This window comes from Flavobacterium rhamnosiphilum, assembly GCF_004349195.1.
GTDB classification, from domain to species: domain Bacteria; phylum Bacteroidota; class Bacteroidia; order Flavobacteriales; family Flavobacteriaceae; genus Flavobacterium; species Flavobacterium rhamnosiphilum.
Genome location: NZ_SMLG01000001.1, coordinates 788,904 through 800,922 on the forward strand (window position 1 = coordinate 788,904; position 12,019 = coordinate 800,922).

General features: G+C 33.8%; 11 protein-coding genes and 2 tRNA genes. 9 read left to right on the forward strand and 4 right to left on the reverse strand.

Annotation, left to right across the window (positions count from 1 at the left end; genetic code table 11):
- Window positions 1-35: 35 nt before the first annotated feature.
- Window positions 36-2,426 (reverse strand): DUF5916 domain-containing protein, encoded by a 2,391-nt coding sequence (locus E0I26_RS03445; RefSeq protein ID WP_131915083.1) that lies wholly within the window; start codon window positions 2,424-2,426, stop codon window positions 36-38.
- Window positions 2,427-2,615: 189 nt separating this feature from the next.
- Here E0I26_RS03445 and E0I26_RS03450 point away from each other — a divergent pair, with 189 nt between their 5' ends.
- Window positions 2,616-3,338 (forward strand): murein L,D-transpeptidase catalytic domain family protein, encoded by a 723-nt coding sequence (locus E0I26_RS03450; protein WP_131915084.1) that lies wholly within the window; start codon window positions 2,616-2,618, stop codon window positions 3,336-3,338.
- Here E0I26_RS03450 and E0I26_RS03455 read toward each other — a convergent pair.
- Together E0I26_RS03455 and E0I26_RS03460 are read right to left on the reverse strand one after the other, a co-directional pair.
- A complete protein-coding gene (locus tag E0I26_RS03455) occupies window positions 3,327-4,841 on the reverse strand; it encodes a L,D-transpeptidase family protein (protein WP_235831711.1) in 1,515 nt (504 codons plus the stop codon). The genes E0I26_RS03450 and E0I26_RS03455 overlap by 12 nt on opposite strands.
- Window positions 4,842-4,912: 71 nt before the next feature.
- The gene (locus E0I26_RS03460; RefSeq protein ID WP_131915085.1) at window positions 4,913-5,353 is read right to left on the reverse strand and encodes a GNAT family N-acetyltransferase; all 441 of its coding nucleotides are present in this window, start codon (window positions 5,351-5,353) and stop codon (window positions 4,913-4,915) included.
- Window positions 5,354-5,524: 171 nt separating this feature from the next.
- Between E0I26_RS03460 and E0I26_RS03465 the strand changes: the two genes are divergently transcribed.
- Both E0I26_RS03465 and E0I26_RS03470 read left to right on the forward strand, forming a co-directional pair.
- Window positions 5,525-5,597: transfer RNA gene (locus E0I26_RS03465), tRNA-Gly, on the forward strand.
- Between the two features lie 45 nt (window positions 5,598-5,642).
- Window positions 5,643-5,718: transfer RNA gene (locus E0I26_RS03470), tRNA-Gly, on the forward strand.
- 163 nt (window positions 5,719-5,881) lie between these two features.
- On the opposite strand, the gene pepE is transcribed toward E0I26_RS03470, so the two are convergent.
- Complete coding sequence (gene pepE / locus E0I26_RS03475; RefSeq protein ID WP_131915086.1) at window positions 5,882-6,589, reverse strand: dipeptidase PepE; 708 nt, start codon at window positions 6,587-6,589, stop codon at window positions 5,882-5,884.
- Window positions 6,590-6,736: 147 nt separating this feature from the next.
- Here pepE and E0I26_RS03480 point away from each other — a divergent pair, with 147 nt between their 5' ends.
- Genes E0I26_RS03480 through E0I26_RS03500 form a run of 6 tightly spaced genes read left to right on the forward strand, consistent with a single transcriptional unit; the run spans window position 6,737 to window position 12,004 of the window.
- Entirely contained in the window at window positions 6,737-7,492 is a 756-nt protein-coding gene (locus E0I26_RS03480) for a hypothetical protein (protein WP_131915087.1), read from the forward strand.
- A complete protein-coding gene (locus E0I26_RS03485) occupies window positions 7,482-8,210 on the forward strand; it encodes a hypothetical protein (RefSeq protein WP_131915088.1) in 729 nt (242 codons plus the stop codon). Before E0I26_RS03480 ends, E0I26_RS03485 begins: the two co-directional genes overlap by 11 nt.
- A 34-nt stretch (window positions 8,211-8,244) precedes the next feature.
- Entirely contained in the window at window positions 8,245-8,421 is a 177-nt protein-coding gene (locus tag E0I26_RS16440; protein ID WP_165929396.1) for a hypothetical protein, read from the forward strand.
- A gap of 20 nt (window positions 8,422-8,441) precedes the next feature.
- Window positions 8,442-9,197 (forward strand): hypothetical protein, encoded by a 756-nt coding sequence (locus E0I26_RS03490; RefSeq protein WP_131915089.1) that lies wholly within the window; start codon window positions 8,442-8,444, stop codon window positions 9,195-9,197.
- Window positions 9,194-9,700, forward strand: coding sequence for a DUF6702 family protein (locus tag E0I26_RS03495; RefSeq protein WP_131915090.1), 507 nt, complete (start codon window positions 9,194-9,196; stop codon window positions 9,698-9,700). The genes E0I26_RS03490 and E0I26_RS03495 overlap by 4 nt, the downstream gene beginning before the upstream one ends.
- A 60-nt stretch (window positions 9,701-9,760) precedes the next feature.
- Window positions 9,761-12,004, forward strand: a complete 2,244-nt coding sequence (locus E0I26_RS03500; protein WP_131915091.1) for a M1 family metallopeptidase — start codon at window positions 9,761-9,763, stop codon at window positions 12,002-12,004.
- The last annotated feature ends 15 nt before the right edge of the window (window positions 12,005-12,019 follow it).

Here is a 12,019-nt window from a genome sequence, read left to right on the forward strand (position 1 = left end):
CTTTTCAATCGAATGTTACAGTTTAATCTGAAAAATTAAAATTTATTTTTCACTGCATTGTAATCAATAAAATAGCGAATGCTTATAGAAAGTACATTGGTAAGATCGCTGTTAAAAATACTTTTAAGATTTTTAGACAAATCCTTTTCGACTACACTGGCTCTTTCTAATCCATAGTTGCGGTACAAAACGGATATTTCACTTCCCGGAGCAAACCACCAAGAATAGGATAAATCAAAGTTCCAAGAATTAAAATTCCTATCAACGTTAAGTGAATAATCATTGTTAGGCGTCAAATATCCATTGTCTTGTAAGGTGAAAAAAGCATGGTTCTTGGAATAAGACCAGTAATAACGTGCCGTTAAATTAATAGTCATTTTATTGTTCAACGAATATTTTCCGGTAAGGTCATTTTGTGCAATTTCTCGATTGCGTTCAGCAAATATGGCTCCGGTATCGTCAAAATCGACTAATCCTCGATCATTATTTTTTTTGATATAATCTAATGTATAGGAAATAGAAAGTTTGTCATTGAATCGGTATTTTGGACTGATGTAAAAACCATAATTCGCTCTGCCCTTCTCATTGAATTTTGTGAATGAAGGTTGAAGCACTATGGAAAAAGGATTATTGTCATTTGAAGCGAAATTTATAGCGCTAAATACTTTTTCAGGTAGGAATACGTATATTCTTTCGTAATCGCGATAAAAATCGAAAGTTTTAAAAGGTGTGGCTTCTAAGACAAATTCGAAATAATCATTCTTTAATGTTGTTGCTTTAATTTCAGTTCCAATAGCACCAGTTTGCAGTTTTCCGGTGGTGTTTTCGATTTCCAAATTGACAAATTGGTTCACTTTGAATGTATTGAAAGTTTTTGTTGGGTTAACGATTCTGTAACTGCCACTGGCATAGGCGTTATGGTAATTGGTGTAGAAAATTATTCCCAGATCATCTACATCATAATTTTTGGAGATGTATTTTCCGGAAAATAGGTATCGGTATTTTCCACTGGTTTTTCTGAAATTCAATTCTGCTTTATAGCCATCGTAATCTTCAATGGTATTGATAGTGCTGTATTTAAAATCCCCGTATAAATTATAAGTGTTCTCCTTTGTGTTCAAATCAAACAATAATGCCGAAACATTAGCATCGCGAAAACTACCATTACGAGTCGTATTTGCATTAACAAATGAAACTGATGAGTTTTGGTTGAAACGTTGATCTAAGACCAACATATTATAATTGGTAAGTGGTTGAATTACTTCTTTTCTGATTTCGCCAGTGTCATTATTTAAAATAGTTGCTTTTGTCTTTTCAGTAACGGCATTCAGAAATCCAATACCCAATCCTTTTTCTGTACGACCGGATATTTTCACGGCATTCAATAAATCTACCGTACTTGGAGAGTTGGTTATTTCTTCATTATTAGCTTTTGTTGGTTTTGAAATTGGTTCTCCTCCAATTCTTCTGGAATAGAATAGATTTCCTTTGCTGAACAAATCAGTTCCTTCGGTAAAAAAAGGTCTGTTTTCTTCCAACTGTTGTTCGAAAGGCTCTAAATTCAAAATGGCATTGTCAAATTTTGTCTGTCCAAAATCAGGCACCAAAATAGCATCTAATGTAAAGGAATCGCTTATACCGTATTTTATGTCCAACCCAGCTTTTAAAGTCGTGTCAGAACCAATATCACTTTGTTGATAGTAAGCAGATGAATATGGAATCAGGAAAAGTCGGGTAGGCGTTTCTATGCTTTCAATTCCTTCAAGAATTCCCGCTTGTGGAATTACAGCGCCAATTTTAGTGTCAATCCTGTTCCAAGTATATTTTTGTACATCGCGCTTGATTTCACGCATGAAGTTTAAACCCCAAGTTTGTTTATCGGCTTTTGAAAATCGTAAAGCGGCATAAGGAATTTTCATCTCCACAACCCAGCCAAATTTAGTGAGTGTTACTTCGCTGTCCCAGATGGCATCCCAAGTAAAATCTTCAGAATCTTCCGTTGCTAAACAATCCATTTGGACTCCAGCGGCACTTACAAAAAACCGAAAATCTTGTTGACCATCATTGAAACCATTGATAGAAACGGAAAAATGATCAGAAACTCCAAAAACATCTCGATTTGTTATTTCTTTCTGAATTTTTTCCGGCTCATTGTCATAAAGCAATGCCGATATGTAAATGGCATTGTTGTCATACAGTACTTTTACTTCTGTTTTTTTATCATTGCTGATTGGTTTTCCATTATCAGGTTCAAACATTATAAAATCGGAAGCAACTGATGCTGTTTCCCAAACTTTCTCGTTTATCTTCCCATCAATTGTTATATTTTCTGTGATAGATTTTGCTTGAAGTGACTTTTTTTGGCTATAGGTTTTAAAGCTAAAGAGAATTAAAAAAAAAAGAGATAATGAATAAAATTTTGACATAAAATTAAGATTTTGGGTACACAAAAATAACAAAATTAACATAGGAAGTGATTTTTTTTAGAATTATTACTCAATATTTCATCAAGTTTTTCGTTCTAAATGGACTAAAATTATGTTAAAAATGTTTTGATCGACATTTTTTGACGTACGTTTGCAATCCTGAATTAATTTATAACTTAAAGATAATCAATGATTTATAGCCTATTCCCTACTATTTTGTTTATGCTGTTTTCTTTCTCTTCGAACAAAACAAGCTTTCCTGAGCCAAATGATGTTAAACCAGTAGTTTATGCCAAAACGGTAGAATCTAGTGTTGACACTAAAATTGAAATAGCATACAGCAATTTACATTCTGATAAATTTGCTTTGCCTAAATTAGAAAGCTTCGCTGAAGCTTTAAAAGGGTATTATTCATTGAAAGAAAAAGGATTAATTAAGAAAGATATCTTAACCTTAATTGATTTTAGCTTGTCTTCGAATACCAAAAGACTTTGGGTAATTGATCTAGTTACCGGAAATGTGTTGTTTCATTCTCTTGTTGCGCATGGAAGAAATACAGGAAATGAATTTGCTTCTAATTTTTCAAATTCAGCTGAATCGTATAAAAGCAGTTTGGGTTTTTATGCCACAGGTGAAATTTATAATGGCAAACATGGAATGTCACTTAAATTAGATGGTTTAGAAAAAGGAGTTAATGACAATGCAAGAGCAAGAGGTGTGGTGATGCATGCTGCTGATTATGTTTCTAATTCATTTATAAAAAACAACCACAGGCTGGGAAGAAGTCAAGGCTGTCCTGCAGTGCCGGTAGAATTGTCTAAAGAAATTATCAGTACAATAAAAAACAAATCATGTTTCTTTATTTACCATCCGTCAAGAGTTTCTAAATTTGGAGCACAATCAATTTCTTAATTTAGTGTATAAGTCAGCATCTAGATTGTAAATATCATCTCTAAAAATCAGTTTGTTGTTTTCGCTCCAAGCGGTCCAATATAATAAGTGGAAAGAAACTTCTTTTTTGATTTTTACAAATTTTGTTTTTTCGTTTTGTAGGATTTCTGTAATTTTATCCAGATTCCAATTGACGGCATCGTCCAGTAAATATTCGGTTAATTCTAATGGATCATCTACTCTGACGCAACCCGAACTCAACGAACGATCTATTTTGTCAAAATAGTCCCTGTGATTGGTATCGTGTAAATAAACAGAGAAACGGTTTGGAAAAATAATTTTAACCATTCCCAACGAATTAAAAGTTCCCGGACTTTGCACATAGCGATAACTTCTCGCGTGTGATAATTGCCATTCGTAAGGACTTACGATTCTTCCATTACTGTCATATACCTTAATATTTGATTCCGATAAATAGCTTCGGCTTTTTAAAATGGCAGGAATAACATCTTCCCGCAAAATGGTGGGAGGAACAGTCCAAGTTGGGTTAAAAACAACCTGAGTTAATTTAGACGATAAGATTGGTGTTTTTCTTTTGGCTCTTCCCACTATTACCCGGTGCGTTCTCAGTGTATCTCTATCTTTGACTAACGTCAATCTGTAGTCAGGAATATTAATGATCACATATTCCTTTCCCATTTCTTTTGGATACCATTTCCAACGCTCAAGATTTACGATAATTTGTTGCATTCGTTGTTTTTTGGAAAAATTGAGGGAGGCAATTGTTGCTGGTCCAATTATCGCATCCACCGCTAAACCATGACGATTTTGAAATTTTTCTATGGCAAGTATTGTTTCTTCGTCGTAAATAGATGTTAAACTGTCATTAAATTGTAACTCTTTCCAATAAATTAATCTTTTTTTAATGTCAATTATCGAAGGAGTTGTGTCGTTTGGAGAAATTATTTGTGCGATTTTTAATGTTTTGAAATTGTCTTTAGGAAACGTATTAATCAGTCTCAATGCTTTTTTTAATCTTTTGTAAACAATATGATTGGGTTTTAATTGCTCTATTTTATCTGCTAAGGAGTCACTGTCCAGTAAATGTGTCAAGGTCTCATTTATGTTAATGTAGTTCTCTTTTAAATCCCAGTTTTTGTAGAGTTTTCTGGGATTCAGTGTTCCGTTAGTCAAATGTATAATGTATTTTTGAAAACTAGAGGTCAGTAAAATGTCATATTTAGCTAAATCAGAATCGTTTAGTGTTGCTGATTTTTTTTCAAAATCACTTAATGTTTTTACTTTGTAATCTTCTGGATTTAGTCCTTCCTCATCAGATTTAAGGAGTTCCTCCAGAATTATTTTTCTGTTTTCCTCAGATTGCCAAATTGTTCTGTAATTAGTAGATTTATAAAAAGCGGAAAGTGTTTTGTTGTTAAAAGAAGTTAGTAAAGTAGAGTCAATTCTAATAGATTTATCTTCGGGTAGAACAGGGGGATTTGAAATTTCTTTTTTCAATATCACCTCGCTTTTTAGTTCTGCCTTTTTGCAACTAATAGTTACACAGAGTAATAGTATTAGAAATAACGCGTTCATCATTCATTTTTTTTAAACATGACAATGTGTTCTCCGACTCCTTTTATTTCAAAAGGCAATCCTTTGACTTGGTATCCCATTTTTTCATAAAAGCCAACAGCTTCTTTTCGGGCATTGAACCAAATCAAATTTGAATTTTGATTCATGCAATATTTCTCAGAATTGAGAATGAGTTGTTCACCAAAACCTTTTTTTTGATGCTCTTTTAAAACTGCCATTCCTCGAATTTGAAACTGCTTTTCTGCAGCAAATAAATCGTTTTTTACTTCGAATAATGAAATGACACCTGCCAGATTTTCGTTTTCATACAATCCAAAATGAAGGGTAGTTTCTAAAATATCCCCATCAAAATGACAACTTTCAATTGGTTTTTCAGCCCGAAGTACGGGATGTCTTACTGGAAATGTTTCTAAAGCGGTAATTTTTTTGATATTTTGCATTATTTTTTTAAATGTTTTTTAAGCGTAATAAAGGTATAATAATTTCATAATAAATTCTTTATGATTTTTATATGCTTTGTTAAAAAAGGTTCTGGGGGTAAGTTTGAGACTTTTTAGGAAAAAAACTTGCATTGAAGCAAACTTATTAATTATATTTGCACCGTTGTTAATGCGAAAGTAGCTCAGTTGGTAGAGCTCCAGCCTTCCAAGCTGGTTGTCGCGAGTTCGAGCCTCGTCTTTCGCTCTAAATTTCAAATTTTAGTTTGAAATTTTATTTTACTGTTATAATGCGAAAGTAGCTCAGTTGGTAGAGCTCCAGCCTTCCAAGCTGGTTGTCGCGAGTTCGAGCCTCGTCTTTCGCTCCAAAAACCTCAAACTTTTGTTTGAGGTTTTTTATTTTAAGGTTGTGCGAGTCCCGAAGTTTCGGGATATCCCGTGAACGAAGTGATACGGGAAGCCTCGTCTTTCGCTCTTTAAAGCCGAAACTTAATTGTTTTCGGCTTTTTTTTGTATCATTTATTTTTAGGATTACTTTACAAAACTTAAATCAGTTCCGCTTTCCAGTTCTTCAGGTATTTGATTTTGTCTAAACAGTCGTGCTGTCAAATCACCTTTCAAAGTAATTGTATCGCCTTTTACGTCCAGCCAGCTTCCTTCTCTCAATCCTAAAACGGGTACAGAATTATAAGCGTGGAACTCTTTTATTCTGGTTTCACGAGTTTCTCCCATGTGTTTGGAATTGGTATCGGGATCTAAGTAATGCGGATTTAAATTGAAAGGGATTAATCCCAGAGTTTTAAAACTTGGAGGATAAACAATCGGCATGTCGTTTGTCGTTTGCATCGTTAATCCACAAATGTTGCTTCCTGCGCTTGTTCCTAAATACGGAGTTCCATTTTTTACAACATCAGAGAGTATTTCCATGCTGTTGTTTTTGTATAATTGTGACACTAAAACAAATGTGCTTCCTCCGCCGGTAAAAATTCCTTCTGCATTTTTTATAGCCTGTGCGGCATCTTCAAACTCATGGATTCCGATCACTTTTTTGTTTATTTTGGCGAAAGCCAAGCTTACCATTGCGGTATATTCCTCATGAGAAATACCGCCGGGTCTGGCGTAAGGGATAAAAAGAATGGTGTTGCAATTTTGAAAATGCAATTGCAATTCAGGTAATAAATAGTCTAGGTAATTCTGGTTGGCAAGAGTAGAAGTACTTGCGATTAGTATGTTTTTCATTTTTGGTGCATAATTTGTGCTAAAGGTATTAAATCAGTCTTTTTGATTTCATATTTTTAATTAACATTTTTTTACCAACTCATTAGTAATTAATTTGGAGCGCATTAAGATACTTTTACGAGGTGTGAATAACGGATTTAAAAAGGGATGATTAGAATTGTGTACTTATATTTGGCTTTTGTAGCAACGAATGTTGTAGCACAAGAAACTTCTCGAATAAAATTGAAAGGAAAAGTGACTTCTGACGTTTCTGTTTTAGAAGGAATTTATGTGATAAATGTAAAAACCGAGCAAGCATTAGTTACAGATAAAGAGGGGAATTTTTCTATTTTGGCTAAAGTTGGGGACACATTACTGTTCACTGAAGGGCAGTTTAAAGAGGTGAAAATTGGCTTAACCCAAAAGGATTTTGGACAAGAAATAATTGAGGTAAAAATGATGCCCATAGTAAATCAATTACGAGAAGTTATTGTAAGAAACGGTATCAATGCGGTTTCAATGGGGATAATTCCAAAGGGACAAAAAATATACACTCCGGCAGAGCGAAAGTTATATACTGCCAGTAATCTTAATGCCACTGCTAATGCGGGCACTATGATGGGTGGTTCAATCTCGGCTGATCCATTATTAAATTGGATTTCAGGAAGAACTAAAATGCTTAAAAAAGAGGTTGAAGTCGAAAAGAAAGAATCGTATTTGAGGCAATTAGAGAATATGTTTACCGTCGATTATTTTGTGAGTAAATTAAAAATACCATCTGAATATGTCAAAGGATTCGAATATTATAGTGTAGAAAACGAAAGGTTTGTGACCGTTTTAAAATCTAAAAATGTGACAATGACTACTTTCTTGATTGGAGAATTAGCCACTAAATACAAAGAAATAATCGCCAGTGAAAATTAAAAGTACCCTACAGTTTATTGTCTTTTTGTTCGTGCAAGTTGCCTTTGGTCAAATGGACAACGGAAAGGAACTTCGAGGAAAAATTATCGCTGATTCTGTTGCGGTTGATCGCATTACGATTGAGAATGTAACAACGGATAAAACTGCTTTTTCGGATGTGAATGGTTTCTTTACTATAGCTGTAAAAGAAGGCGATGTTTTGGTATTTACTGCAGTTCATTTAGAAGGTCTCCGCAGGAAAATTAACAAGCAGGATCTGTTGCAGGAAGTTATTACAGTAATGATGCTTCCCAAAAGTATTATGTTGAATGAAGTTATAGTGAATGAATCTTCTATTACTGCAGAGAGTTTAGGAATTATACCTTATGGACAAAAAAAATATACACCTGCCGAGAGAAAATTATACACTGCAACCTCTGGTGGAGGTATCGATGGATTGCTGAATGCAATTTCAGGTCGTAAAGCCATGCTTAAAAAAGAGATTGTAATTGCGAAAAAAGAACAATTATTAGCTAGAATCGAAGTTCTTTTTGAAGATGAATATTACATCGAAACCTTGAAAATCCCCACAGATTACATTAAAGGGTTTCAATATTACTGTATTGATGATACTGGTTTTGCGAATGCATTACGATCTAAAAACAAGACAATGGTCATGTTTCTAATTGTAAAACTTGCCGAAAATTATAATGAAATTATTGCGGGTGAAAATAAATAGAATTCTATCGGTAGTTTTGTTTTTAATATACCAAATGTCTTTTGGACAAACTGCTGGTGAAAAGGTGCTTCATGGTAAAATTAGTGCGGATTCAGCTTATATAAGTGGAATAAATGTCTTAAATTTAGTAAATGAAAAAACAACCGTTACAAATAGTGATGGAGAATTTTTTATTTTGGCAAAAGCCAATTATTATGTTGAGAAAAAATAATACTTATAAAATAATCCAAGATGAAAACTAAAATAGGAATCCTTTGTTTGCTTTTCTTTTGCCAATTTTCTTTTGGTCAAAATGAAAACAGAAAGTCATTGCACGGTCAATTTATAAATGAATCCGCTTTGGTGGACAACGGATATGTTTTTAATTTGAATTCAAAAACGAGAACCTTTATAAGTGATCAAGGTTTTTTTGATATTTTGGCGAAAGCCAAAGATACATTGCTGGTCTCAAGCGCTTCTTTTAAGTCTAAAAAAATTGTGATTCAGGACAAAGATTTTTCAAAACCTTTGTTTGTAGTCAATTTAGAAACGCAAACTACACTGTTGAAGGAAGTTATTGTGAAGCGCAAAGCGGAGATAAAACCAATAACTGGAAGTTCTCAGGGAATTGTCGACATGCAATTTTTTGATGATGCGAAATCTTCACCTGTGAATAGAACCATGCCTTCGGACGGAACCATAGAAAATGGAATGGATTTTGTTAGGATATTCAAAATGGTTTCTAAATTATTCAAGAATGATTCGACAAAAAGAACCGATTTGAATCCTGATGTGGATTTTTCTGATGTGGTTTCTAAAGGGATTGATACTTATTTCTTTACAAATACGTTGAAGTTGAAAAACGAGGAAATTGGACTTTTTCTGGATTATTGCGAGAATGATCCAAAATCAAAAAGCCTTTTGAAACAAGAAGACGAATTCCTACTAATTGATTTTTTAATCACCAAGAACGAAGAGTTTAAAAGAATTGCTACTTTTGGAAAATGAAAAAAACAATCTTAATTACTTTTTTTGGGTTATTATTTTTAACGTTGACTTCTTTTAGTGTCCATAAATTTTATGTGGCATTATACCAAGTAAATTACGCTCCCCAAAAGAAAATGCTTCAAATCACCGCCCGCATTTTTGTTGATGATTTGAATAATGCCGTTGGGAAAAAGTATGCTAAAAAAATCAATTTGGGTTCTGAAAAAGAGACAGCCGAAGATTTGGTTTTATTGAAAAAATATTTCAGCGAAAAATTCTCCATAAAAATAAATGGACAATCGAAGTCCATGAATCTTTTAAGCAAAGAAATGGATGGGGATGTACTCATCTGTTACTTAAATATAAAGGAGATTTCTAAAATTAATTCACTCGAAATTTATAACACAGTTATCATAGAAGGAAATTCAGAGCAGCAAAATATTATGCATTTTAATGTGGGTGGAATAAAAAATACATTACTATTTAAAGAATCCACGTCCAAGGGAATGTTAAAATATGAATAAATTTAAAAACATCTGTTTTAAATTATTATTTTCACGCACTGAATAACCAGATTTTTACCTATGAAAAAATTTACATTATTATTACTTCTTCCGGCAATTTTGTTTGCTCAAGAAAAAACGGCACCTGTTACGCCAAAACAACCAGGAAAGTACGATACCAATAAGTTTAGCCAAATGTATGATTTGTTAGCAACGCCTAACATGTTTCGTACTGCTTCTGGAGCTCCGGGTCCTGCTTATTATCAACAGCAGGCTGACTACAAGATAAATGTAGAACTTGATGACAAAAAATCTAAACTAACTGGGTCGGAAATGGTTACTTATTATAACAATTCTCCTGACACTTTAGAATATTTATGGGTTCAGTTAGACCAAAATCAAGCTGCGAAAACTTCGCAAACGCCATTGGCGGAAAGCCAAAGAATGGAGCAGGTTTTTCCTGCTGGAAACTTCGCAAACAAGTTTTTAAAACCAGAATTAGAGCGTGGATTCAACATTGAGTTCGTGAAAGATGTAAAAGGAAATCCTTTGTCGTATTCGATCAATCAAACCATGATGCGTATTAATTTAGTAACTCCAATGAAACCTGGTGAAAAATTTACTTTTTCTATCAATTGGTGGTATAATATTAATAATTACAGACAAGATGGTGGTCGTTCAGGCTATGAATTATTCGAAAAAGAAGGGAATAAATTATATGTAATTGCTCAGTTCTATCCTAGAATGGCAGTTTATAATGATGTTGAAGGATGGCAGAATATGCAATTTTGGGGAACGGGAGAATTTACGTTGCCTTTTGGAAATTTTGATGTAAATATTACAGTGCCGGCAGATCACGTTATGGAAGCTACCGGTGAATTGATGAATAGAAGCGAAGTCTTTACTACAGAGCAAGTAAAAAGATACGAACTGGCTCAAAAATCATTTGATAAACCAGTTGTAATTGTTACTCAAGCGGAAGCGGAAGCAAGTGAAAAAGGTTTTTCAGAAAAGAAAAAAACATGGAAATTCAGCGCTAAAAACGTAAGAGACTTTGGTATTGCTACGTCAAGAAAGTTTATTCTTGATGCAATGGCAGTTAAATTAAATGAGAAAACGGTAATGGCAGTTTCAGTCTATCCTAAAGAAGCAAATCCGCTTTGGGGAGAAACTTCTACAAGAACTGTGGTGCATACTTTAAAAAGTTATTCATCTCACACATTTGATTATCCTTATCCAAAAGCAGTTTCTGTATCAGCGGAAGATCAAGGAATGGAATATCCAATGATTTGTTGGAATTATGGTCGCCCTGACGAAAAAGGAGTGACAAGTGAACGTACTAAAAACGGAATGATTGGCGTAATAATACATGAAGTAGGACACAATTTTTTTCCTATGATTGTAAATTCTGACGAACGTCAATGGTCTTGGATGGACGAAGGTCTTAATACATTTATGGAGTATATGGCCGAACAAGAAATGGGGACAAATTTCCCTTCAAGTCGTGGACCGGCAAGTAAAATTGTTCCTTACATGAGTGGAGATCAAAAATTCTTGGAGCCTATTATGTCTAACTCTGAAACGATCGTTCAATTTGGTGCTAATGCTTATGGTAAGCCGGCAACAGGTTTAAATATTCTTAGAGAAACAATCATGGGAAGAGAATTATTTGACCATGCTTTCAAAGTATATGCAAACAGATGGAAATTCAAGCATCCTACACCAGAAGACTTTTTTAGAACTATGGAAGATGCATCAGCAGTAGATTTAGATTGGTTTTTCAGAGGATGGTTTTACTCTACTGATTTTGTAGATATCGGAGTGAAAGAAGTAAAACAATATTATGTGTCTGAGACAGCAACTAAAGAATTAAAAGACGCCGTAGTAAGAAGAGGGCGTTTTGGTCAAGAAAAAGGACCTTTCGTTTATTTAGTTCCTGGAACAAGTGAAGAATTGTCATCAAAAGATAAGAAAGCATTGGCGATTGAAGATGTAAATTTACTATCTGAGTATGTAAACCAAAACTTTTCTGCAGATGAAAAATCAAAATTAAAATCTCCTAAGTATTTCTACGAAGTAGAGTTTAACAAGCCAGGAGGAATGTTAATGCCAATTATCGTTGAATTGACCTACGAAGATGATACGAAAGAAACCTTCAAATATCCAGCTCAAATCTGGAGAAAAAACAATGATACGGCTAAGAAAGTTTATGCAACTGAAAAAGCAATCAAGAAGATTCAGTTAGATCCAAAATTAGAAACTGCTGATATTGACGTAACCAATAACGCTTGGCCTAAAGAAGAAGTGAAGTCTAAATTTGATTAAATAAAGACAGGAAAT

Excerpts from the sequence above, each read along its gene's own strand:
- pepE (WP_131915086.1), bottom strand. The coding sequence starts at position 6,589 with ATGAAAAACATACTAATCGCAAGTACTTCTACTCTTGCCAACCAGAAT.
- E0I26_RS03480 (WP_131915087.1), top strand. The coding sequence starts at position 6,737 with ATGATTAGAATTGTGTACTTATATTTGGCTTTTGTAGCAACGAATGTT.
- E0I26_RS03495 (WP_131915090.1), top strand. The coding sequence starts at position 9,194 with ATGAAAAAAACAATCTTAATTACTTTTTTTGGGTTATTATTTTTAACG.
- E0I26_RS03460 (WP_131915085.1), bottom strand. The coding sequence starts at position 5,353 with ATGCAAAATATCAAAAAAATTACCGCTTTAGAAACATTTCCAGTAAGA.
- E0I26_RS03445 (WP_131915083.1), bottom strand. The coding sequence starts at position 2,426 with ATGTCAAAATTTTATTCATTATCTCTTTTTTTTTTAATTCTCTTTAGC.
- E0I26_RS16440 (WP_165929396.1), top strand. The coding sequence starts at position 8,245 with ATGTCTTTTGGACAAACTGCTGGTGAAAAGGTGCTTCATGGTAAAATT.
- E0I26_RS03490 (WP_131915089.1), top strand. The coding sequence starts at position 8,442 with ATGAAAACTAAAATAGGAATCCTTTGTTTGCTTTTCTTTTGCCAATTT.
- E0I26_RS03500 (WP_131915091.1), top strand. The coding sequence starts at position 9,761 with ATGAAAAAATTTACATTATTATTACTTCTTCCGGCAATTTTGTTTGCT.
- E0I26_RS03450 (WP_131915084.1), top strand. The coding sequence starts at position 2,616 with ATGATTTATAGCCTATTCCCTACTATTTTGTTTATGCTGTTTTCTTTC.